Below are 22,009 nucleotides of genomic sequence, written 5' to 3'. Positions count from 1 at the left end.
GAAACTTAGTGCCGTACCTGACCGATGTCCAGCTTTTTTTGCTGAGTCAGTAGCGGTTCTCGAACCTTGGCAACAGGAGTGCGGAGGATAAGCTGGCGGCGCTGCCTCAGACAGCGCCGCCAGTCGTTTCAGTTGGTCGCTGGCTGGCGCTTGCCGACCAACAGACTGCGCCACAGCAGCATGATCAGCAAGGCGATGCCGATGATCCGGGCGCCGAGCACCAGCGGTGACAGGTCAGCAACTGGAGCCGGCCAGGCGACGCCAAGCGCAGCAATTATCCAGAGCAGGCGTTGCAAGGGTTGCAGTGGTTGACCCAGCCAGCCGGCCAGACCAATGGTCAGGCCGCCGGTGGCGAGAACGGCGAGGACAATGGCGGCGGTGATGTCGCTGGCAGAGCCAATCATCAACAAGCCAGGCATGGTGACAAAGAGGAAGGGCACCAGCAATTTGACGAAGCCGAGCCGGATGGCTTCCAGCGCGGTGGCGTTGGCCGAGGCGCCGGCAATGGACGCCGCCGCATAGGCTGCCAGCGCCACGGGCGGCGTGATGGCGGACACCAGGCCAAAGTAGAAGATAAACATATGAGCGGCGATAGGCTCCATGCCCAGACGCGTTAAGGCGGGTGCGACCAGGACAGCGAGCAGCAGGTAGGCGGCCGAGGTCGGCAAGCCCATGCCGAGCACAAAGGACGCCAGTGCAGTCAGCGCCAGTACACCCCAGAGGCTGCTGCCGCCGGCTTCGACGATCAGGCTGGATACCATCAGGCCCATACCGGTCAGGTTCAGAATGCCGATAACGGTGCCGGCGGCCGCAACGGCCGCAACAATAGGGGCAGTCGCTACCAGGGTTTGCTGACAGACGGCGATCAGGCCTTTGACGTCAAGGCGGGTGTCCTGGCGCCACGGACTGATCAGCAAGCCAACGACGATGGCAAGGACCGCCGCGTGGGTGGGGGACTGACCGCTGACCATCAACACAATCAGCGCGATCAACGGCAGCAACATATAGCCGCGTTCACGCAGCGTTTGGCCAAGAAAGGTAAGCCCGCCCTCGGTGTCGCGTTCCAGTTGCAGCCGGCCGGCCTCCAGGCGCACCGCGAGCATCAACGCAAAGACGTAGAGCAAAGCGGGAATCAAGGCGGCCAGGGCTACCTGCGGGTAGGGCATGCCGATGATTTCGGCCATCAAAAAGGCTGCAGCCCCCATGACCGGCGGCATGATTTGCCCGGCCGAGGATGCGGCAGCTTCGATGGCACCGGCCAGGCGTGGCGTATAGCCGACCTTCTTCATCAGCGGGATGGTGAACGTGCCGGTGGTGACCACATTGGCCACGGCACTGCCGTTGAGTGAGCCGATCAGTGCGCTGGACAAGGCGGCTGAGAGCCCGGGTCCGCCTTTGACACGACCGGTCAGACCGCGGGCAATATCGACAAAGACTTCGCCGGTGCCAATGCGGCTGAGCAGCGCACCAAAGAGGGCGAACAGGAAGATGTACTCCACCGCCACGCCCATGGGCACGCCGAAGTAGCCTTCGGTCGAGAGCATCAGCGTTGAGGTGAGGCGCGCCAGATCGTAACCGCCGTGTCCGTATTTGCCGGGAATCAGGTAACCAAACCAGGCGTAGGCGAACGCCAGGGCCATCAATACGACCAGCGCCCAACCCAGGGTAAGGCGGACAAAGACAAACACCACGGCGACCAGACCGATAAAGATCCACTCATCCAGCGGCACTGACATGGCACCACGCATGATGATGTCCATATAGCTGTGCCACAGATAAGGGCCGGGAATCAGCGCGATCAGTGCCAGCAGGTAACAGAGCAGCCGCCAACCGGGCCAACGCAACTGCAAGGCAGCGGCGGTCAGACCGGCAGCGGCAACGCCGGAGAAAAACATCGAACGCAGCAATAAGGCAGTGATGCCGCCGAAGTAGGCGCCGTAGATGACCAGAGCGGAAACCGCCACGGCCATTAACGCAAATAACCCGGAGACGATCCGGGTTTCCAGCGGCCCGACCCGGCTGTCGAGCGCCAGGGTCGGGGATACAGAAGCTTCAGTCATGGTCAGTGGTCGCTTCAGTTGTCGCTAAAGTAGCGAGCCGCACCCGGATGCAGGGCAATGGGGGTGTTGGGCGCGGTTTCCTTGGCAATGGCGGCCGCCTGAGGATGTACGCTGCCGAGCTGATCCAGATTGTCGAACAGGGCGGCGGTGATGCGGTAGACCAGATCATCAGCAGCGCTAGCAGCGGTAAACAAGGTGGCCGGATCGTTGATCATGGTCACGGCGCTGGTCTGATCGGGATAGGTGCCAGCCGGAACCTGATACAGCTGATAGAAGGGGTATTCGGACAGCATGTCGACAACGGCGGTGGCATCAACGGCCAGCAGTTTCATGTCTTCCTGGGAATCCAGGTCGATCAGGGCAGCCGTGGGCGCGCCGGCCAGAGCGACGGTGGCATCGACCTGACCATCCATCAGTGCGCTGACACCTTCGTTATAAGACAGAAAGCGCGGTTCAATGTCGCCGAAGACGCCATAGGCTTCGAACAGTCGTTGCGCCAGCACAGCGGCGTTGCTGCCCGGAGGGCCCATGGAAACACGGTGGCCCGCGAGATCGGCAAGGGTGTCGATACCAGTGCCGTCGATGGTGGCGACCTGCAGCACGGCCGGGTATAGATAGGCCACGGCGGCCACATCCATGGGCTGACCATCAAAGGCGCCGATGCCGTTCTTGCCTTCGTAGAGTGTCGAGGATGATGACAACCCGAAGTTCATCTGGCCGGCGGAGACGCGGCGAATGTTTTCCACCGAGGCGCCGGTGACTTCGGCCCGGGCCGTGGTGTTATCAACGTGCTGGTTGATGGTGTCGGCCATACCGGCACCGATGACATAGAACAGGCCTCCGGTGCCGCCGGTGCCAATGGACAGGCGATCTTCGGCCAGAGCCGTACCGGCCAGCAGGGTGGTGATCATTACTAGGGTGTAGCGAATTACAGCAATACGCATGAGTCTGTCGCTCCTGAATCTTGTTTTTATGGGGGTCTGTGACCGCTTCAGAATACCGTCATTTATAGCATCGGTGCAGCTTGGGAGGGTTAATCCGTATGGACGCTGTGTTGCAAGTTGCCGGTTCTGGTAGCGATCGGTGTTTACCGCTGCATGGCTGCTGAACGGTGCGTTCGGTCGTCAAACAGGGTAATGCGCCAGTCGGTCGATTAGGCTGGCGCTCTTGGTATTTGAGTCTGCAGTGAACAGTGATGATGCAAGATCCTATGACATGGAACCTTTGGCTGATCGGGGTATTGATCGGCGTTTACTTTATTTCCGGCGGCATTAAAGGCCTGTCTGGGTTTGGCATGCCGATGGTATCGATTCCGGTATCAACCCTGGTGTTGGGCGCGTCGATTCCCCAGGCCATGGGCTGGGCGCTGGTGCCGGTCTTTGTCACCAATGTGGTGCAGATTGTTCAGCATTGGTCGCATCGCCGGGTATTCCGGCGTATTTGGCCGCTGGTGCTGGGTATGTTGGTGATGCTGGCGGTGTCGGTACAGCTGCTGGCGTCCTTGAGTTCGTCGGTGCTGTCGATTTTGGTTGGCAGCATGATGCTGGTGTCGGTCGCTTCTCAATTGGCCAAACCGCTGCAGATTCCGCTGCGCTGGCAACCCTGGATGTTGGGTTTGAGTGGTGCGATCAGCGGCACTCTTGGTGGAGTGACGTCGTTCTTTGGTTTTCCGGCGCTGCAGACGCTGGTGGCATGCGGGCTGGAAAAAGACGACTTTGTGTTTGCGGTGAGTCTGAGTTTTTTACTGGGTGGTCTGGTTCTGGCCATCGGCTTGGGCGGCCAGGGTTTGGTCAGTCACACCGATGCGCTGTTGTCCCTGCTGGTGGTGGTGCCGGCTCTGATTGGGCTGCGGCTTGGTCACCGGGCGCGCAGCCGACTGTCGGTGACGACTTTCCGACGTATTATCTTTGTGCTGTTGCTGCTCACCGGCTTGTCGATGGTGGCCAATGGTTTGCTGCGCTTCTAATCAGTCGGCCGGACGCAGACGCAGCAACCGGCCGCTGTCGGTACTCAGATAGAGCCAGCCCTCGGCTGGGCTGACCGCCAGCGCGCGGATTCGTTCATTGAGGTCGCCCAGCAGACGTTCTTCATTGTCGGGTTCGCCGGCGGCATTGAGGCTGACTCGATTCAGGTGCTGTAACACCAGCGCTCCGGCAAAGAGATTGCCTTGCCAGGCGGGAAAGGCGTCGCCCTGATAGACGATCAGGCTACTCGGTGCGATGGACGGAATATAGACTTTCACAGCGTTGCGCATACCCGGTTGCGAGTCGTCACCGACGTCGACCGGTCCCCAGTATTCCTGGCCCTGAGACACCACCGGCCAGCCGTAATTGGCGCCTTTTTCGATCAGGTTGATTTCATCGCCCCCGCGCGGCCCGTGTTCGATTTCCCAAAGTCGGCCGCTGCGTGCATCGAACGTTAGTCCCTGCGGATTGCGGTGACCGTAGCTCCAGATTTCATCAAGTGCGTCGTTGTTGCCAACGAACGGATTGTCGTTCGGAACCGAGCCGTCGAGATTCAGCCGCAGAATGCTGCCGGCATGGGTTTGTCGATCCTGGCCGTTGGGGCGTTCGCCTCGATCACCAATGCCAAAGAAAACATGGCCGTCGCTGTCAAAGCTGATGCGGCTGCCGAAGTGGCGGCTGGTTGAGGTGGTCGAGCGGGTAATCAGTAAGTCCTGCCAGTCGGTCAGTTCGGTGCCGTTAAGTTGCGCCCGGGCGAGGGTGGTTGCTGCCTGGCCGTTGTGTGGCTTGCTGTAGGTGAAGTAGAGCCAGGGCTCTTGGGCGAAATCCGGGCTGAGCGCCACATCCAGTAAACCGCCCTGACCCTGGGCCGCGACTTCGGGTAATCCGCTCAGTGCCTGGCGTTCGCCGCTGTCACTGTCGATGCGCCAGGCGCGACCGCTGCGCTCGGTGACGATCAAGGTGTTGTCGTTGACAAAGGCCAGGCCCCAGGGGACGCCGAGGTTGTCGGCAACCTGCTCAACCACAAATGCCTGACCGGCACTGCGACCGTCGAGAATGGCGGCGGCGTTCACTAATAGTGGACTGGTGATCAGGCTGATCAGTATCAGCAGGCGCGTCAGCATAGGGGTCTCCGGCGATGATACGAATGGCTTTCACTGTGGACGGCCGACTGTCATTGCGCAAGGCAGGACGCTTATACTGGCGACCATGAATCAAATGCTTATTTTGCTGATCCTGTTCGGCAGTCAGATCGGTCTATCCGATTTCCTGTTGTTGCCTGTGCACGCGGCCCGGTCCGGCGAGCTTAGCTTTTTGTTGCTGTACGCCGTGTTCAAGCTGGTGATTGTCTTACCGCTGCTGCATGCCGAGTTGGTGGCCGGGCGTTATCAGGGTGTGTCGCCTGTTGAGTTGGCCACTGAACGCCGCGGTCGCCCCTGGGCGCGAGCCTTGCTGGTGTGTTTGCTGGCAGCGGTGTTGTGTGTGCTGGCGATTAACCTCTACAACGCCAGTTGGACCTTGGCGGTGGGTTGGGATGGTTTGACCGGTCGTGTCGCTGGTTTCGATCGTCTGGATCGGGTGCTGTATTGGTACGAGTTGGGGTTGCAGAACGAGCGTCTGATCGCCCTGATTTTTCTGCAGGTTATGCTGCTGGGCGCCGTGGCGATCTTTGCCTGGACGGGCGCGGCCCTGGTCTATGCCCTGGTATTGCCGCTCTGTCTGATTTTGATGCTGGTGCAACTGCCCGAAGTGGTGGCTTTGCTGCAACAGTGGAACTGGCATCCGATCGGGGTCGGCGAAACCATACAGGCGCTGCAATACGCTCTGACCTCCTCGATGGCCGGCTTTATGGTCTGGTATCTGATCGGCAGCCGTCTGCCGCTGAGTCTGCCCACTGGACGCTGGGTGTTGGCAGCTCAGCTGTTTGATCTGTGTTTGGGGCTGGTGATTGTTGCGACCTTGCATACGGGCTTGGCACAGACTGATATCACCGGCTCAGAAGCCGGCGTAGTGTTGCAGGCTTTGGTCGCTCAACTGGCGCAGAGTGATGGTCTGTCGCCGACCTGGGCGACTTTCGTGGCGGTTGGATCGGTTGTCGGCGCGCTCGGCAGCTTGCCGTTGTTGCTGCACTTTTCATTGGTGCATACCGGCCGTAGCAGCCGGCGTTGGCTGATTGCCGGTCTGGCTGCGGCCTTGGTACTGGCGCTGCTGCTGCAGTTGTCAGCCCGGGTTGAACCGCGTCTGACCTGGTATGGCCTGCCGTTGACCGAGCTGTTCAGCCGCTTTGCGTTTTCGCTGGTGGCGCCGGCCATGGCGTTGCTGACGACGCTTTGGGTCGGTTGGGGATTATCGCCCAATCAGGTTCTTAAGCAGGTAAACCCCCGTACTGGCGGGCGCTATTTGGCCTGGCGATTGGCGGTCAAGGTTTTGATCCCGGTAGCGGTTGCGTTAGTATTCGTGCGCGCTACGTTGGGCTTTGGCGGTGCCAGCCCCACTCAAATACTCGCTGTGGCCATCCTGCTGTTGGTGCTGTGGCGATTGTTTGACTGGCTGCGCCATCAATCCATCTATCCTCGCTTTTAAGGCCCCGCTGCGGGCTTCTGGCCAGACAGGTTGTCATGACAGAGATTCATCGCACCGCCCTGGTGCCTCATTCCGCCGAAACACTCTATAACCTGATCAACGATGTTGAGGCCTATCCTCAGTTTCTGGATGGCATTGTCGATGCGCAGGAAATTGAATCGTCCGAGACGCACATGGTCGGACGCCTGGTGGTTCGCAAAGCCGGAATTGAACGGACCTTGGTAACGCGCAATCAACTGGAGCGACCGCATCGCATCGAGTTGCAATTGGTGGAAGGGCCACTGAAAAGTTTAACCGGCCTTTGGACCATAACGCCGCTGGGCGACGAAGGCTGCCGGGTGGCATTGGATATGTCGTTCGAAACCGATGGACGTTTGATGGCGATGGCGTTTGGGCCAATATTGCGCCAGTTGGGCGATCGCATGGTGGATGCGTTCGTGCAGCGCGCCGATGAACTCTATGGCTGAGGTTATGGACAGTATTGCGGTTGAAGTGGCGTTCGCGACACCCGAAAAGCAGTTGATCGTTTCCCTGGATGTGCCGGCCGGTACCAACGCTGCCGAGGCTGTTCGCCTCAGTGGTATTGCCCGGGAGTTTCCCGATGAGGATATCGCGGTCGCCCCATTGGGCATTTTCGGCCGTAAACTGTCGGATCCGGAGGGGACAGAGCTTAGTGCAGGGGATCGTGTGGAAATTTATCGGCCGCTGCTGATCGACCCCAAACAGGCCCGGCTCAATCGAGCAGCCAAGGCCCGTCAGGAAAAATCAGATTAATAGGGATGACTAGCTGCGGTTAATCCGACTGACCTGGCCACCTTCAAATTCAACTTCAAGATGTTCAAACTGGCCATCGTCTTGCTGCAGCGGATAAACCCAACGCTGCTGAGGGCGTTCGCCGGTCAGCATGGGTGTGCCCAGCAGAAATTGCACCTGATCCGGAGTCATGCCGGTTTCCAGCTGTTGCAGCTGTTCCGGGCGGATATAGTTACCTTGCTTTAACTCGGGCTGGTAGGGCTGAAAGAAACTGCAGGCGCTCAGCGTGATGACTATGATCGCCATTGCAATTAACTTTGTGCTTTTCAGGTTCAAATCGTTATCATCCTCAATATATAAAGTGCCCTGTTCGGGCGCAGCGCAGTGTAACACCGACCCAAGGAGACGATAAGTGACAACACAAAATCAGGAGCTCAAAAAGGCGGGTCTGAAGGTGACTTTACCCCGGCTGAAAATTCTTCAGATGTTCGAAAGCAATCCGGATGGTCATCTGAGCGCCGAAGAAGTCTATAAAGCGCTGCAGGACGGTGGCGAGGATGTTGGGCTGGCAACCGTTTATCGGGTGCTGACTCAGTTTGAGTCTGCTGGTCTGGTGATGAAGCACAATTTTGATGGCACCCATTCAGTCTATGAACTGGCCAGCGAAGAGCATCACGACCATATGGTAAATATTGAGAATGGTGAAGTGGTGGAGTTTGTCGATTCCGTTATCGAAGAGCGTCAGCATGCCATTGCCAAAGAACATGGTTTTGAATTGGTCGATCACAGCCTGGTGCTGTACGTTCGTTCCAAGAAGTAAGCTGCTTTAAATTCACCCTGGCTGCTTTTCCTGGTTAAGCCAGGGTGAATACTCTCTTCTTATTTGTCTGTTGAACCTATCTATTGCTGCTAACAATCAATGTTGCCGCTGATGGCGCATCAGCATTTCTTCGGCGTGCGCGCGAGTCTGAGCGGTGATGTCGATGCCGCCCAACATGCGGGCGATTTCATCTATGCGCCGACTGTCCTGAATGGGGTGGATATCCGTGCGGGTGCGATCGCTTTCCTGCTGTTTGGTGACGACGCAATGATGGTGACCCAGGGCTGCGACTTGTGGCAGGTGCGTCACACAGATGACCTGGCCGCGCTCACCCACAGCGCGCAACATCAGGCCGACGATTTCTGCGGTGGCGCCACTGATGCCGACATCCACTTCATCGAATACCAGTGTTGGAATGGTGGAGTGTTCCGCGCAGATCACCTGAATGGCCAGGGAGATACGTGACAGTTCACCACCAGACGCGACCTTGGCCAGCGGCCGTAGCGGTTGCCCCTGGTTCATACTGACCTGGAACTCAACTCTATCCAGACCGTCCGGCGTGGCTTTTTCCAGTGATTCGCAGAGCACCGCAAAGCGGGCGCCGGGCATAGAGAGCTGATCCAGCTTGTCCATGACTTCGGCCGCAAAGCGTTCGGCTGCCTGGCGTCGTTGTGTGCTCAGTTCCGTTGCCTGATCGCGGTATTCAGCTTCCAGTCGTTTAACTTCCTCGGCCATGCCTTCCAGATCTTCGGCATCGGTGGTCAGGCTGTGCAACTCCTCGGCCAATACCTGGCTGTGCTCAGGTAATGCTTCTGAGCGAATCTGGTGTTTGCGGGCCAGGCTATGAATACGGTCCAGACGGTCTTCGACTTCCTGTACTCGCGCTGCGTCCACTTCGAAACTTTCCAGATAGCTGTCCAGATCGCCGCTGGCTTCCTGCGCTTGAATTAAGGCGCTTTCCAGCAGGCCGATGGCGTTAGTTAAGCGCGGGTGGGGATCTTCCAGGCTGGTCAGTCGTTGCAGGGCGTTTTTTAACGCGGAGAGCGCATCATTGCCGTCTTCATTTTCCAGCAACTGTCGAGCGGCATAGCTTTCGTTAACCAGATTCTCGGTCTGGTTGTAACGCTTGAACTCCTGTTCCAGATCCTCCACTTCACCGCTCTGTAAGGCCAGCTGTTGCAGCTCATCGACCTGATATTCCAGCAATTGCCGGCGAGCGGCGTTTTCATCGGAGTTGTCTTTAAGCTGGCGATATTTGCGGGCGTGTCCTTGCCAGCTGATCCAGGCTTCGCGGACTGACTGGCGCAACTCTTCCTGGCCGGCGTATTCGTCCAGCAGGCGCAGATGGGTATCGATGCGTAACAGGGACTGATGGGCGTGCTGGCTGTGGATGTCGATCAGGCATTCGCCCAGGGCCTTCAGTTCGCTTAACGGAACAGGCTGGCCGTTGATGTAGGCGCGTGAACGGCCTTCGGCGGAAACGGTACGGCGAAGGATACAGTCGTCGCCCTGGTCGAGGTCGCGCTCCGACAACCAGGTTTTGGCCGTCGGAATACGGGCGACATGGAAGCTGGCGGTGACTTCAGCGCGTTTTTCACCGTGGCGAACGATGCCCGAATCGGCACGTTCACCCAGCGCCAGTGATAAGCCGTTGAGCAAGATGGATTTGCCGGCACCGGTTTCGCCGGAAATGGAGGTCATGCCTCGTTGCCATTCGATTTCGATATTGTCGGCGATGGCGATATTACGGATAACCAGACTCTGCAGCATGGGTGCTCCCCAGATAGGTCGAATACTGGCTATATGTACAGTGTTCTTGGCGTGATTTCAAGCAGCGCTATTAACAGCGGTGCTATTCCCTTGAAATAGCAGGTCCAGTCCCAATTAATTCGGCCAGCTAACTCACCAATCACTTCGCACTGATGCAGTGTGGAGGGTGGTTTTATCGCCCGGTCACGGCCGGATAAGTTCGGAATATTTAAATTTGGGATCCGATGATGGCAAGCGAAGATAAATCAGTAGAGACCCAGGAAGACGTTGCACCTGCAGAGGCTGCCCCGGAAGCCGCCGCTGAGGAGGCCGCAACGTCCGAGCTGGCAGAGCAGTTGGCTGCTGCTCAACAGCAGGCTAAGGAAAATCATGAACAATACCTGCGTGCTGAAGCTGAAATGGCCAACCTGCGTCGCCGGGTAGAAAAAGACGTTGAAAATGCTCACAAGTTTGGGCAGGAAAAACTGGTCAAGGAAATGCTGACGGTAGCGGACAATCTTGAACGTACGCTGGCCGCTATCGAAACCGAGACCGATGAGATCGCACCGTTAAAAGAAGGTGTAGAGATGACCCTGAAAGGGCTGCTCGATACCTTCGATAAGCTGAATGTCGAAGCGATTGATCCTCAGGGTCATCCTTTTGATCCTCAGCTGCATCAGGCCATGTCCATGGTTGAAAACCCGGATGTTGAGCCGAATACCGTTATCGCCGTGATGCAAAAAGGCTACACCTTGCACGAGCGTCTGGTACGCCCGGCCATGGTGATGGTCAGCAAAGGTTCCGGCGGTGGTGGCCAGAGTATTAATGAGACCGCTTAATAACCCTGCGCTGTGCAGGGTCTTGAATTCGAAACAGCCGCTCACATATAGCCAAGCAAGCAGTTAAACGAACTACGGAGTGTCAGTTAAAATGGGCAAGATCATAGGCATCGACTTGGGAACCACCAACTCGTGTGTGGCCATTCAGGAAGGCGACAAGGCGAAGGTGATCGAAAACGCCGAGGGCGATCGTACCACCCCGTCCATTGTGGCCTTCACCGATGATGATGAAACGCTGGTCGGACAACCGGCTAAGCGTCAGGCCGTCACTAACCCAACCAACACCCTCTACGCTGTTAAGCGTTTGATCGGTCGTCGCTTTGAGGACGATGTTGTCCAGAAGGACATCAAGATGGTCCCGTACGAGATCGTCAAAGCCGACAACGGTGACGCCTGGGTTAAGGTAAAAGGCGACAAGAAAGCACCGCCGCAGATTTCCGCCGAAGTCTTGAAAAAGATGAAAAAGACGGCTGAAGAATATCTGGGCGAAGAAGTGACCGAAGCGGTTATTACCGTACCGGCGTACTTCAACGACTCTCAGCGTCAGGCGACGAAAGACGCCGGTCGCATTGCGGGTCTGGAAGTCAAACGTATCATCAACGAGCCAACCGCAGCTGCGCTGGCCTATGGCATGGACAAAAAACGTGGCGACAGTGTCGTGGCGGTCTATGACCTCGGTGGTGGTACTTTCGATATCTCCATCATTGAAATCGCTGAAGTCGATGGCGAGCACCAGTTTGAAGTGCTGGCCACTAATGGTGACACCTTCCTCGGTGGTGAAGATTTCGACCTGCGCCTGATCGAATATCTGGCAGAAAGCTTTAAGAAAGATTCCGGCATCGACCTCAAAGGCGATCCGCTGGCGATGCAGCGTCTGAAAGAAGCCGCTGAGAAAGCCAAAATTGAGCTGTCTTCCAGCCAGCAGACCGACGTTAACCTGCCGTACATCACGGCCGACCAGTCTGGCCCGAAACACCTGAATGTGAAGGTGACTCGAGCCAAGCTGGAATCGCTGGTTGAAGATCTTGTTGAGCGTTCACTGGAACCGGTCCGAGCTGCCTTACAGGATGCCGATCACGAAATCTCCGACATTAATGAAATCATTATGGTCGGTGGTCAGACCCGTATGCCATTGGTGCAGAAGCGTGTTGCTGACTTCTTCGGTAAAGAGCCGCGTCGTGATGTGAACCCGGATGAAGCCGTTGCCATTGGTGCTGCTATTCAGGGTGCTGTGCTGTCAGGTGACGTCAAAGACGTGCTGCTGCTCGACGTTACTCCGCTGACCTTGGGTATCGAAACCATGGGCGGCGTGATGACGTCTCTGATCGAGAAGAACACCACCATTCCGACCAAGAAGAGCCAGGTGTTCTCGACTGCCGATGACAATCAGGGCGCTGTGACCATTCATGTGGTCCAGGGCGAGCGCAAGATGGCCAGCCAGAATAAATCGCTGGGCCGTTTCGATCTGGCCGATATCCCGCCAGCACCGCGCGGTGTACCGCAGATCGAAGTCAGCTTTGATATTGACGCTAACGGTATCCTGAACGTCTCTGCCAAAGACAAGGGAACTGGCAAAGAGCAGTCGATTGTTATTAAAGCCAGCTCAGGTCTGAACGACGACGAAATCGATCGTATGGTGAAAGATGCTGAGGCACACGCTGAGGATGACCGTAAGTTCGAAGAGTTGGCGCAGGCCCGTAACACCGGTGATGGCTTGGTCCACGCTACGCGTAAAACCTTGAAAGATGCTGGCGACAAAGCAACTGACGAGGAAAAAGCGGCCATCGAAAAAGCGGCTGAAGAGCTGGAAGAAGCGCTCAAAGGTGATGACATTGAAGCCATCAATGCCAAGACCGAAGCGCTCAGTGAAGCCTCTGCTGCTCTGGCTCAGAAGCTGTATGCCGAGCAGGGTGCGGATGCCGCAGCTGCTGGTGCGGACGCTTCTTCGGCTTCTTCCGACGATGCCGTTGATGCTGAGTTTGAAGAAGTAAAAAACAACAAGTAAGTCGGCCTCTGGCGACTGGCTGCAACTGCGGTTGCAGCCGCATCGGCTCCGGGGTGTTCTGCGCTCCGGAGCCGTCCTGTTTTTGGAATATCAGCTGAACAAAGGCTCAAGCGGCAATGTCCAAGCGAGATTACTACGAAGTCCTCGGTGTCGAACGCGGTGCGGACGAAAAAGAGATTAAGAAGGCGTATCGCCGTATGGCGATGAAGTATCACCCGGACCGCAATCCGGGCGATGCCGAAAGTGAGGCCAAGTTTAAAGAACTGTCGGAAGCCTATGAGGTTTTGGCCGACCCGCAGAAAAAGGCGGCTTATGATCAGTTTGGGCATGCTGGGGTTGATGGTCAGGGTGGCTTTGGCGGTGGCGGCGGTGCTGGCGCCGGCAGCTTCAGCGATATTTTTGGCGATGTCTTTGGTGACATCTTTGGCGGCGGTGGCGGCCGTCGTTCTAGTGTGCAGCGCGGCTCAGACCTTAAGTACAACCTGGAGCTGACCCTGGAAGAAGCCGTCCGTGGCACCGAGAAGACACTCAATATCCCAACCCTGGTTAACTGCGATGTCTGTGAAGGCAGCGGTGCCAAAAAGGGTACTAAGCCAGTTACCTGTTCAACCTGTAACGGCATGGGTCAGGTGCGTATGCAGCAAGGTTTCTTTGCGGTGCAACAAACCTGTCCTTCCTGTTCCGGTACCGGTCAGATCATCCAGGATCCTTGCACCAGCTGCTATGGTCGTGGTGTCAAAGAAGAAACCAAAACCCTGAACGTAAAAATTCCGGCCGGGGTCGACACCGGTGACCGCATTCGTCTGTCTGGCGAAGGCGAAGCGGGACGTAACGGGGGGCCTGCCGGTGACCTCTATGTGGAAGCACATGTTAAGAAGCATGAGATTTTTGACCGTGAAGGCACCAACCTCTTATGCGAAGTGCCGATTGGTTTTGCAGAAGCCGCCCTCGGTGGTGAGTTGGAAGTGCCAACACTCGATGGTCGTGTGAAACTGAAGATTCCTGCTGAAACACAAACCGGCCGGTTGTTCCGTCTGCGCGGCAAAGGCGTTAAGTCGGTGCGTGGTGGCGCTACCGGTGATCTGTTATGCCGGGTTGCTGTGGAAACACCAGTGAATCTGACTGCGCACCAGAAAGAGCTGTTGGAAGAACTCAGCGCCAGTCTTAATGACGGTAAGAAGCATTCACCTCGGACCAAAGGTTGGTTCGATGGTGTGAAAAAGTTCTTCGAAGAAATGTAATCCTTTAAGGTCGGCTTGTGCTGACCTGTCCGGATCGGCTCATTCTGGGCCGTATCCGGAAGCTTTACCCTTCCTTATAATCCCCCTTCGTTTGTCAGTCATGCACAGAGTTTGGGGACCTTCCGATGTTGAATATTGCCATTGCCGGCGCCGCTGGCCGTATGGGCCGCGCGCTGATTCAAGCTGTATCCAGTAACGATGCAACCCAGTTGGTAGCAGCAACCGTATCGCCGACGTCGAGCCTTGCCGGTGTCGATGCTGGTGAGTTGGCGGGTATTGGTCGATTGGGCGTTGCTACTGAAACAGCCATTAAGGCCCTTCGCTCCGCTGATGTGGTTATCGATTTTACGACACCGCAGGCGACGTTGAATCATCTGGATCAATTAGCAGGCACCGATGTGGCCGTAGTTATCGGTACGACCGGCTTTACCGATGAGCAACTGCAGCAAATGGCGCAGCACGCTAAACAGCGTTGTATTGTCTTTGCCGCAAATTACAGTGTTGGTGTCACCCTGGCGTTGCAGCTGCTGCGGACCGCTGCCCGGGTCATGGGTGACGACAGTGATATTGAAATTATTGAAGCCCATCATCGTCATAAAGTGGATGCGCCGAGCGGCACAGCATTGCGGATGGGGGAGGCAGTGGCCGAGACTTTGGGGCGCGATTTGAAACACTGTGCTGTTTATGGTCGGGAAGGGCAGGAAGGTCCTCGTCGTGATGACACCATCGGTTTCGCTACTGTCCGAGCCGGTGACATTGTTGGTGAGCACACTGTCTTGTTTGCCAGTGAAGGCGAGCGCCTAGAGATTGGCCACAAGGCCAGCAGCCGGCAAACCTTTGCCCGCGGCGCATTAAGAGCGGCTGCCTGGCTCGTCGATCAGCCGGCCGGTTTATACGACATGGAAGACGTACTTGCATTGAAAAATTAAGCGTTCAGGCGCTTGAAATGCAGGCCTGAATTTGTCCGAAATGCCATTGTATGCGGCACGTTTTAATGGTTTGTCAGCCGTCAAAACCTCAGGAGTCGTTGCTCAACTGTCGATGGCGATTTTTGTCGATTGAGTGCAATCCAGATTCCATGCGGCTTCCAGGCCATTTTCTGGTTTTTGGACAACCAATGAAAATTCGACTGACGAACGTCAAAAAAACGCAAAAAAATGGGTTGACCACCCTCTGAGGCTCTGGTTTGATAGGCCTCGGACGTTGATTGAGGCATTCTCGATCAAGCCCGGAGCAAGGAGCGAACCGGGGTGGAAGGGCTTCGGTGCGATGTCGATTTACTAATCGACAGCTACCAATCTGCCTTACCCTCGAATGCACTAGTGCACTCTACCAGGAGCCGATGTTGAATCGCCTGTCCGCCCGGAGTAGCCTAGCTGCAGAGACGTTTTCCTCCGGTAACGTTTTGACTCTGCAATGCGGTTGTAATATACGTATAGCAGGATACAACGATAACAAGGGTCCTGGTTGACGTTAGATTCGTGTGTCGTTATTGGTTGCCAAATCGGTAGCGTACCGACTCAAGTGTCAGTCATGATTCATCGAGAAAGTCTGGTCACCAAACCAGTTAAATAAAAAAAGGGGAATCTTGAATGAAAGCGATCAAAATTGCTTCTGGTGTAGCGATTTCTGCACTGGCTGCTGCTATCTCTGCTCAGGCACACGCTGAAGGCGACACCGAATTTTCCTGGAGTGCCGTTGGCTCCATGGAAGCTGTGTTTGTATACGATTTCGAAGGCGAAACTAAAGACGTAGATCTGGACGAAGGCGATGACTTCGATTCTCAGACTGCCGGTGAAGCCTGGGGTCTGGAAGTCACCAATACTGTAACTAACGGTCCGTTCTCTGCGAACATCGTATTGACTGCAAACGATGCTTCTGGTGATGCGGACACTTCAGACGATGGTGAGTTCGGTCTCGTTATCGAAGATCTGATTGTAACTGATGGTGCAATCTCCTTCGGTCAAGTTGGTAGTCTGATTGAAACTCATGAGTATGCTTACGACATGGGTGACTCTCAGAACATCATCGGTGGTACTGATACAGAGCTGGACGAAGGCGCACCTGTTGATGCTGGTATTCGTTACACCATGAACGGCCTGCAAGTTCAGATTGAAGGTCAGGATAACAACGCAGCAAACACTGCCCGTACAGACTACGGTGTTGCTGCTGCCTATGCGGGTACAGCTGATGCTTTGTCTTACCGTGCTGAAGCTCAGTTCCGCGCTTCTGACGAAGCTCCTGACAGTGCTGATGCCTACGTGTATGTGGGTGCTGGTGTAACTTATACTGCTGACATGTTCTCTGTGAAAGCGGCCTATAACACCTATGTAGCACCTAACACTGCAGATGGTCTTCCTGGTGCCGGTAATTCCGAAGAGAAAGAAACTTTCTCTGAATACGGCTTCGAAGTTGAAGTGACTCCGATGGCTGCCTTGACTGCTTATGTTAAAGGTATGGACCTGGACGCTTCCAGCGTTAACGTTGATGACAGCATGCTGCTGTTGGTCGGTGCTGCGTATACTATCGATACCATCACTGTAACTGGTGAGTACCTGTTCTCTACTCTGAACAGCGATTCTGATCAGAATGCTGCTGATTTCACTGATATCGATCTGATTGATTATATGGATAGTGTAATGGTTGAAGTTGCCTATGCAGATGGCCCGATCGGTGCCTATGTTGACGCTACTTTCTACACTGAAGCAGACTTCTCTGACGACCTTGGTCCTCAGATGGGTGCTGGCGTTTCCTATACTCAAGACAACGGTGTGAAGTACGCTGCTGACTATGACTTCCAAGATGGTGAAGATTCTGTCTTTAGCATCGTGGAAAACAAGCTGAAAGTTGGCGCTTCCTACGCATTCTAATTTAGACCGAGTCTAAACTTAAAAACGAAGCCGCCCTTAGGGGCGGCTTTTTTGTGTCTATCGACCGGAATAATGCTAAAGAATTACCGTTAAAACGCTGGTTGCGGTGTGTTCTAAATTGAAGTCCTGCTTTTCGCCAGTTCCGGTGCAGAGCGATACTCAGAAGATACACTCGGAAAGTGTTGCGACTACAATCCTAATTGCCCGCCATCAATCCGTTCCAAAAACCACTTCAAAGCTTCCCCGCGCACACCTTTTCTCCACGCCACGATGGCAGTGTCCTTATTCTCCGGGGCATCGACCTTTACTTGTACCAGTGTTCCGTTATTTAGTTCTTCCTGAATACGATGCAAAGGTAAGTAGCCAACACCCAGTCCTGCCTTTTGAGCCTCAATCTTGTCGCTCATGGTCGGCACCGTGATGACTTTGTTTTGTCGGGTCCAGCCGACGGTTCTGGGTGTCATCAGTTGGGTGGTGTCGCGAACCACAATGGTTGGGAATTCTTCAATCTCTTTGACCACGACTTCACAAGCGCGTTCAGCAAGTGGATGTCCGCTGGCGACAACGAAGATCATCCTGGTTTCGCCCAGTTCTCTGGTTTCGTAGCCTTCCAGCTTAGGATCAAGGTTGCTGGCAGATAGAATCATGTCCGCGGTGCCGTTGATCAGCATTTCCCAGGTTCCGGATAGCGAACCGTGCAGAAGGTGAATCTTGATATAGGGGTGTTCGTTGTTGAATGCGCCGATCAAAGGGAATAACCGGCTGGCTTCGTAGAAAGTATCTACGCCAATGCGAAGTTCGGGTTCCCAGCCGCTGGCAATTTTCTTGGCTGAATTGGCCAAGCTGTCCATATCACGCAGGATGTCACGGCCTTCTTCCAGAACGAGGCGTCCTGCTGGCGTCAACTTGGCTCGATGACCTGATCGATCAAACAAGTCGACGCCTAAGTCCTGCTCAACTTTCTGAACGGTGTATGTCAGTGCCGATGGCACTTTGTGCAGCGCTTGTGCCGCGGCGGCAAAGCTGCCGCGTTGATCAATGGCGTCCAGTGCACGGAGCAGGTCGAGCGATATAGGGTTATGAGCCATGGCATTCAGTATTTTTGAAGTGAAGGGGCAATATATTCCGCTTACAGCCGAGCCTGCAAATGCTTACTTTGGTGTCATTCAATAAACGGCAGGAGAACGAGATGAGCCAAGAGCGTAGTGTTCGACAAATTGCCAAAGGTATTCCGACGTCAGACGGTGCCGGTGTCAAACTGACCCGGGTTATCGGTAACCAATACGTCCGTAACCTGGATCCATTTTTGATGTTGGATGAATTCAAGTCCGACGATAAAGCGGATTATATGGCCGGTTTTCCGATGCACCCGCACCGGGGCTTTGAAACCGTCACTTATATGTTGAAGGGCGCCTTTCGCCACGGGGACAATCAGGGCAATACTGGCTATCTGGCGCCAGGATCCATTCAGTGGATGACGGCCGGGCGCGGCATCGTCCATGAGGAAATGCCTAACCAGGAAGATGGACCGGTGTGGGGGTTTCAGCTATGGGTGAACCTGCCGTCGACGCACAAGATGACCGCGCCGCGTTATCAGGACATCCGGCCGGAAGACGTGCCTGAAGTTGAATTGGATAATGGCGTGGTCAAAGTGCTGGTCGGTAACTTCCAGGGAGTCGAAGGTCCGGTGGAGGACGTGGTGACCGATCCTCTCTATCTGGATTTTCATCTGCACGATGGTGCCAGTCAGCGCGTCGAAGTGCCGCTCGGTAAGTCGGCTTTTGTGTATGTCTACCAGGGCTCTGCTGAGCTGGCGGGAACGCAACTGCCGGAACGTCATTTGGGTATTCTGGGTGAGGGAGACTACATTGAGGTCAGTTCGTTATCGCCGGATACCCGTTTGCTGGTGGTCGCGGGGGATCCGATTGACGAGCCCGTGGTTCAGTACGGTCCTTTCGTGATGAATACCGTTGAAGAGGTCCAGCAGGCCATTACGGATTTCAACGAAGGTCGTTTCTGAGTGCCGACCAGACGTCTTGTTCAGATATAAAAAAACCCGCCGAGGCGGGTTTTTTCGTTTCCGGTCGGTAATTAAGCAGCTTTCAGTGCTTTAACGCGAGCGGACAGGCGGCTCATGGTGCGAGACGCTTTGTTCTTGCTGATGATGCCTTTACGGGCCATGCCATCGATAACCGGCTGTGCGGTCGTCAGGGCCTTGGACGCTTCATCGTAGTTCTTAGCTTCGATCTGCTTCACAACCTTCTTTACGTAGGTGCGAACCATGGATCGTTGACTGGCGTTGTGCGCCCGGCGCTTCACTGCCTGACGAGCACGTTTCTTGGAACCAGCAGAGTTTGCCACGGGCAGCTCCTTTCAACTGTCTTGAGGGTCAAATTCGAGGGGCGCGATTCTAGGGTTTCACTCGGTTGTTGTCAATGCTGCCCTGCGTAGACTTGCTTCTTCGCTTCCGGCCGGGTGCTTGGATCGGCTAGACTGGGCCGCTTCGCCCTTCTGACCACGGATCGAATCGACATGGCTGCAGCCGACTCAAAGCGCACTAAAGGCCGACAAGGCTTGTTGAGTCATTCGATTGTCGTAGCGTCCGCGACCATGGCATCAAGGGTGTTGGGGATGGCACGCGATGTTGTCTTCGCCGTGCTGTTTGGTGCCGGCGGAGCCATGGATGCTTTCTTTGTTGCCTTTAAAGTGCCGAACTTTTTGCGGCGCTTGTTTGCAGAAGGGGCCTTTAACCAGGCCTTTATCCCGGTACTGAGCCAGATTCGGCAGGAAGAAGGTGATGCTGGCGTGCGACGTCTGGTCGCAGCCACTCAGGTGGCGCTGGGTTCGGTGGTGGGTCTGATTACCGTCGTTGCCATGGTTGCTTCGCCCGTTGTGGCCTGGCTGTTTGCCCCTGGTTTTCATGACGATGGCGTCAAATTGGCGCAAACAGCCGACTTTCTCCGGCTTACCTTTCCTTATCTTTGGTTTATTTCATTGACTGCTTTAGGGCAGTCGGTACTCAACACCTACAATCGTTTTGCCGCGCCAGCCATTACCCCGGTCATTCTGAATCTTTGTTTGATCGGCGCTGCGTTTTGGTTAACGCCCCAGTTCGATGTGCCGATGACTGGCCTTGCCATAGGTGTTCTGGCGGCGGGCGCGCTGCAATGGCTCTGGTTATGGCCCTCGCTGATCCGCCTGGGCGTTTGGCAGCCGCTCAACTGGCGTGCCCGTCATGCAGGCGTTAGACGTATAGCCGTGCTGATGGTACCGGCGTTGTTTGGAGTCTCAGTCAGTCAGATCAACTTGCTGTTGGATACCGTCCTGGCTTCCTTGCTGGCCGACGGTTCAGTGGGTTGGTTGTATTATTCCGATCGTCTTTCAGAGTTGCCATTGGGTGTGATCGGTATTGCCATCGGGACGGTGCTTTTACCGCGACTTTCCAGTCAGGCCAGCGCCAATGATCCGGATGCCTTTAAGCGAACGCTGGGCTGGGCATTGGCATTAGTGCTGACCGTCGGTTTACCCGCCATGGCGGCACTTGTTGTTTTGGCGGAACCCTTACTGACGGTCTTGTTTCAATATCAGGCCTTTACGGCTTATGACGTTAGCCGCAGTGCGGCCAGTTTGATGGCCTACGCGGTTGGGCTGCCCGCCTTTATGTTGATCAAAATACTGGCGCCCGCTTTCTTTGCGCGTCAGGACACTCGCACGCCAGTGCGCATTGCCATCTGGGCGATGTCGTTGAACATGGTATTCAACCTCTTACTGATCCTGCCGTTGGCGCACGTTGGTTTGGCTTTGGCGACGGCGCTGTCATCCTGGGTGAACGCTGGCATGTTGGCCTGGACTCTGGCGCGCGAGCGCAGATTACCCAAAACGGCACTCTGGTTGCCTGCCACACTGCGTGCGCTCTTTGCCTCGGCCGTCATGGCTGCGGCGTTGTTCGGCGTGATGAGCCAGGAGTGGATGACGTTGCCGGCTGACATTTCAGGACGGATCTGGCGGGTATCGCTGCTGGTTGTCGAAGGTCTATTGGTCTTTGCCATCGTCTGGTGGTTGGTTGGTGGGCGTCCGCGTCATTTATCGGGGCACTGAAACTGTGCGTTGACGGAAGACGCCATCGGCACTTTTTTGTATACTGCGCGGCCCTGTTCGCCACCACAGATCGCTATGCGTATCAGTCGTCGACCTCGACCACTCGGCCAGCCGGCCGCCGTGACCATTGGCAGTTTCGATGGCCTTCATCTGGGACATCAGCGCTTAATCGAAGCGCTTAATGAAGCGGCTCACTCTCGTGGGCTGGCATCCACTGTTGTCACCTTTGAGCCTCAGCCGCGCGAATTCTTTGATCCCAAGGGCGCTCCAGCTCGTCTGGCCGCCTTGAACGACAAAGTTCGGCGGCTTGGTGCCATGGGCGTTGATCAGCTCGTGGTGCTGTCTTTTAATTCCGCTTTGCGCGCCATGTCGGCTGCCGATTTTGTTCAGCATGTGTTGATTGACGGCCTGAATGCCCGCTGGGTTCAGGTGGGTGATGATTTCCGCTTCGGTAATGACCGCCGCGGCGATGTCGATTTTCTGCGCCTATACGACTTCGAAGTGCAGCAGTTGGAGTCACAACGCCTGGGTGATGATCGTGTCTCCAGTACAGCCATTCGCACCAGCCTGGCGGAGGGCCATCTGCAGGAGGCCGCCGAATTGCTGGGCGAGCCCTATACGCTAAGCGGCCGGGTTGTTCACGGCCGTAAACTGGGCCGCACTATTGGAGTGCCAACCGCCAATATCCTGATGAATCATCCCAAGCTGGCCACTAATGGCGTCTTTGCTGTGCGCACCCGGGTGGGCGATCGCTGGTTGCCGGGCGTTGCCAATTTGGGGCCTAAACCGACCGTAGGTGATGAACGTAACTGGCTTGAAGTGCACCTGTTCGATGCTGACCTTGATTTGTACGGCCAGCGCCTCGATGTGCAGCTATGGCAGCGGCTGCGAGGCATCGAAAGATTTGCTAGTCTTGACGCCCTGAAAAACCAGATCCAGACCGATATCCAGGCCGCACGGGCCTGGTTAGAAACCGCTGATGTGAGCGGCTTATGAATCCTTCCAACCCCCGGTTGCCTGTGACAGG

General features: G+C 55.9%; 20 protein-coding genes. 13 read left to right on the top strand and 7 right to left on the bottom strand.

Annotated elements, in window-relative coordinates:
* Positions 1-128 precede the first annotated feature (128 nt).
* A complete protein-coding gene (locus ACXAE6_RS02385; protein WP_475143966.1) occupies positions 129-2,060 on the bottom strand; it encodes a TRAP transporter permease in 1,932 nt (643 codons plus the stop codon).
* A 14-nt stretch (positions 2,061-2,074) separates the two neighbouring features.
* Positions 2,075-3,004: a TAXI family TRAP transporter solute-binding subunit gene (locus ACXAE6_RS02380; RefSeq protein ID WP_475143963.1), complete on the bottom strand. Its 930-nt coding sequence runs from the start codon at positions 3,002-3,004 to the stop codon at positions 2,075-2,077.
* 266 nt (positions 3,005-3,270) lie between these two features.
* Here ACXAE6_RS02380 and ACXAE6_RS02375 point away from each other — a divergent pair, with 266 nt between their 5' ends.
* Positions 3,271-4,026: a sulfite exporter TauE/SafE family protein gene (locus ACXAE6_RS02375; protein WP_475143962.1), complete on the top strand. Its 756-nt coding sequence runs from the start codon at positions 3,271-3,273 to the stop codon at positions 4,024-4,026.
* On the opposite strand, the gene ACXAE6_RS02370 is transcribed toward ACXAE6_RS02375, so the two are convergent.
* Complete coding sequence (locus ACXAE6_RS02370; RefSeq protein WP_475143960.1) at positions 4,027-5,148, bottom strand: PQQ-dependent sugar dehydrogenase; 1,122 nt, start codon at positions 5,146-5,148, stop codon at positions 4,027-4,029.
* A gap of 85 nt (positions 5,149-5,233) precedes the next feature.
* Between ACXAE6_RS02370 and ACXAE6_RS02365 the strand changes: the two genes are divergently transcribed.
* The 3 genes from ACXAE6_RS02365 to ACXAE6_RS02355 are packed head-to-tail and all read left to right on the top strand — an operon-like array spanning position 5,234 to position 7,381.
* On the top strand, positions 5,234-6,607 hold the full coding sequence (locus ACXAE6_RS02365; RefSeq protein ID WP_475143958.1) for a hypothetical protein: 1,374 nt from the start codon (positions 5,234-5,236) through the stop codon (positions 6,605-6,607).
* Between the two features lie 35 nt (positions 6,608-6,642).
* On the top strand, positions 6,643-7,074 hold the full coding sequence (locus ACXAE6_RS02360; protein ID WP_392799336.1) for a type II toxin-antitoxin system RatA family toxin: 432 nt from the start codon (positions 6,643-6,645) through the stop codon (positions 7,072-7,074).
* 4 nt (positions 7,075-7,078) lie between these two features.
* Entirely contained in the window at positions 7,079-7,381 is a 303-nt protein-coding gene (locus tag ACXAE6_RS02355) for an RnfH family protein (protein WP_475143953.1), read from the top strand.
* Between the two features lie 9 nt (positions 7,382-7,390).
* Here the strand turns inward: ACXAE6_RS02355 and ACXAE6_RS02350 are convergent, their stop codons facing one another.
* Positions 7,391-7,666 (bottom strand): outer membrane protein assembly factor BamE, encoded by a 276-nt coding sequence (locus ACXAE6_RS02350; protein WP_475143951.1) that lies wholly within the window; start codon positions 7,664-7,666, stop codon positions 7,391-7,393.
* Positions 7,667-7,772: 106 nt separating this feature from the next.
* Between ACXAE6_RS02350 and fur the strand changes: the two genes are divergently transcribed.
* Positions 7,773-8,180 carry a ferric iron uptake transcriptional regulator gene (fur, locus tag ACXAE6_RS02345; RefSeq protein ID WP_392799345.1) on the top strand — a complete coding sequence of 136 codons (408 nt, stop codon included), beginning with the start codon at positions 7,773-7,775 and terminating at the stop codon, positions 8,178-8,180.
* Between the two features lie 96 nt (positions 8,181-8,276).
* On the opposite strand, the gene recN is transcribed toward fur, so the two are convergent.
* Positions 8,277-9,950, bottom strand: coding sequence for a DNA repair protein RecN (gene recN / locus ACXAE6_RS02340; protein WP_475143949.1), 1,674 nt, complete (start codon positions 9,948-9,950; stop codon positions 8,277-8,279).
* Positions 9,951-10,177: 227 nt separating this feature from the next.
* On the opposite strand from recN, the gene grpE reads away from it, so the two are divergent.
* The 5 genes from grpE to ACXAE6_RS02315 all read left to right on the top strand — a co-directional run bounded on the left by grpE (position 10,178) and on the right by ACXAE6_RS02315 (position 16,884).
* Positions 10,178-10,768: a nucleotide exchange factor GrpE gene (gene grpE, locus ACXAE6_RS02335; RefSeq protein WP_475143946.1), complete on the top strand. Its 591-nt coding sequence runs from the start codon at positions 10,178-10,180 to the stop codon at positions 10,766-10,768.
* A gap of 91 nt (positions 10,769-10,859) precedes the next feature.
* Positions 10,860-12,773 (top strand): molecular chaperone DnaK, encoded by a 1,914-nt coding sequence (gene dnaK / locus ACXAE6_RS02330; protein ID WP_475143943.1) that lies wholly within the window; start codon positions 10,860-10,862, stop codon positions 12,771-12,773.
* 116 nt (positions 12,774-12,889) lie between these two features.
* Entirely contained in the window at positions 12,890-14,014 is a 1,125-nt protein-coding gene (gene dnaJ, locus ACXAE6_RS02325) for a molecular chaperone DnaJ (RefSeq protein ID WP_475143940.1), read from the top strand.
* A 128-nt stretch (positions 14,015-14,142) separates the two neighbouring features.
* Complete coding sequence (gene dapB / locus ACXAE6_RS02320) at positions 14,143-14,943, top strand: 4-hydroxy-tetrahydrodipicolinate reductase (RefSeq protein WP_475151697.1); 801 nt, start codon at positions 14,143-14,145, stop codon at positions 14,941-14,943.
* A 663-nt stretch (positions 14,944-15,606) separates the two neighbouring features.
* Positions 15,607-16,884: a hypothetical protein gene (locus ACXAE6_RS02315; protein ID WP_475143938.1), complete on the top strand. Its 1,278-nt coding sequence runs from the start codon at positions 15,607-15,609 to the stop codon at positions 16,882-16,884.
* 188 nt (positions 16,885-17,072) lie between these two features.
* On the opposite strand, the gene ACXAE6_RS02310 is transcribed toward ACXAE6_RS02315, so the two are convergent.
* Positions 17,073-17,972 carry a LysR substrate-binding domain-containing protein gene (locus tag ACXAE6_RS02310; protein ID WP_475143936.1) on the bottom strand — a complete coding sequence of 300 codons (900 nt, stop codon included), beginning with the start codon at positions 17,970-17,972 and terminating at the stop codon, positions 17,073-17,075.
* Between the two features lie 101 nt (positions 17,973-18,073).
* Between ACXAE6_RS02310 and ACXAE6_RS02305 the strand changes: the two genes are divergently transcribed.
* Positions 18,074-18,904 (top strand): pirin family protein, encoded by an 831-nt coding sequence (locus ACXAE6_RS02305; RefSeq protein WP_475143934.1) that lies wholly within the window; start codon positions 18,074-18,076, stop codon positions 18,902-18,904.
* Between the two features lie 71 nt (positions 18,905-18,975).
* On the opposite strand, the gene rpsT is transcribed toward ACXAE6_RS02305, so the two are convergent.
* Positions 18,976-19,245: a 30S ribosomal protein S20 gene (gene rpsT / locus ACXAE6_RS02300; protein WP_108164189.1), complete on the bottom strand. Its 270-nt coding sequence runs from the start codon at positions 19,243-19,245 to the stop codon at positions 18,976-18,978.
* 171 nt (positions 19,246-19,416) lie between these two features.
* Here rpsT and murJ point away from each other — a divergent pair, with 171 nt between their 5' ends.
* Both murJ and ribF read left to right on the top strand, forming a co-directional pair.
* On the top strand, positions 19,417-20,982 hold the full coding sequence (gene murJ / locus ACXAE6_RS02295) for a murein biosynthesis integral membrane protein MurJ (RefSeq protein WP_475143932.1): 1,566 nt from the start codon (positions 19,417-19,419) through the stop codon (positions 20,980-20,982).
* A 75-nt stretch (positions 20,983-21,057) separates the two neighbouring features.
* Positions 21,058-21,978, top strand: coding sequence for a bifunctional riboflavin kinase/FAD synthetase (gene ribF, locus ACXAE6_RS02290; protein WP_475143928.1), 921 nt, complete (start codon positions 21,058-21,060; stop codon positions 21,976-21,978).
* The last annotated feature ends 31 nt before the right edge of the window (positions 21,979-22,009 follow it).

This window comes from Saccharospirillum sp. ABV4_185, assembly GCF_056159245.1.
This window is presented reverse-complemented; position numbering and strand designations above follow the sequence as displayed.

Excerpts from the sequence above, each read along its gene's own strand:
- ACXAE6_RS02385 (WP_475143966.1), bottom strand. The coding sequence starts at position 2,060 with ATGACTGAAGCTTCTGTATCCCCGACCCTGGCGCTCGACAGCCGGGTC.
- ACXAE6_RS02380 (WP_475143963.1), bottom strand. The coding sequence starts at position 3,004 with ATGCGTATTGCTGTAATTCGCTACACCCTAGTAATGATCACCACCCTG.
- ACXAE6_RS02375 (WP_475143962.1), top strand. The coding sequence starts at position 3,271 with ATGACATGGAACCTTTGGCTGATCGGGGTATTGATCGGCGTTTACTTT.
- ACXAE6_RS02370 (WP_475143960.1), bottom strand. The coding sequence starts at position 5,148 with ATGCTGACGCGCCTGCTGATACTGATCAGCCTGATCACCAGTCCACTA.
- ACXAE6_RS02365 (WP_475143958.1), top strand. The coding sequence starts at position 5,234 with ATGAATCAAATGCTTATTTTGCTGATCCTGTTCGGCAGTCAGATCGGT.
- ACXAE6_RS02360 (WP_392799336.1), top strand. The coding sequence starts at position 6,643 with ATGACAGAGATTCATCGCACCGCCCTGGTGCCTCATTCCGCCGAAACA.
- ACXAE6_RS02355 (WP_475143953.1), top strand. The coding sequence starts at position 7,079 with ATGGACAGTATTGCGGTTGAAGTGGCGTTCGCGACACCCGAAAAGCAG.
- ACXAE6_RS02350 (WP_475143951.1), bottom strand. The coding sequence starts at position 7,666 with ATGGCGATCATAGTCATCACGCTGAGCGCCTGCAGTTTCTTTCAGCCC.
- recN (WP_475143949.1), bottom strand. The coding sequence starts at position 9,950 with ATGCTGCAGAGTCTGGTTATCCGTAATATCGCCATCGCCGACAATATC.
- grpE (WP_475143946.1), top strand. The coding sequence starts at position 10,178 with ATGGCAAGCGAAGATAAATCAGTAGAGACCCAGGAAGACGTTGCACCT.
- dnaK (WP_475143943.1), top strand. The coding sequence starts at position 10,860 with ATGGGCAAGATCATAGGCATCGACTTGGGAACCACCAACTCGTGTGTG.
- dnaJ (WP_475143940.1), top strand. The coding sequence starts at position 12,890 with ATGTCCAAGCGAGATTACTACGAAGTCCTCGGTGTCGAACGCGGTGCG.
- ACXAE6_RS02315 (WP_475143938.1), top strand. The coding sequence starts at position 15,607 with ATGAAAGCGATCAAAATTGCTTCTGGTGTAGCGATTTCTGCACTGGCT.
- ACXAE6_RS02310 (WP_475143936.1), bottom strand. The coding sequence starts at position 17,972 with ATGGCTCATAACCCTATATCGCTCGACCTGCTCCGTGCACTGGACGCC.
- ACXAE6_RS02305 (WP_475143934.1), top strand. The coding sequence starts at position 18,074 with ATGAGCCAAGAGCGTAGTGTTCGACAAATTGCCAAAGGTATTCCGACG.
- murJ (WP_475143932.1), top strand. The coding sequence starts at position 19,417 with ATGGCTGCAGCCGACTCAAAGCGCACTAAAGGCCGACAAGGCTTGTTG.
- ribF (WP_475143928.1), top strand. The coding sequence starts at position 21,058 with ATGCGTATCAGTCGTCGACCTCGACCACTCGGCCAGCCGGCCGCCGTG.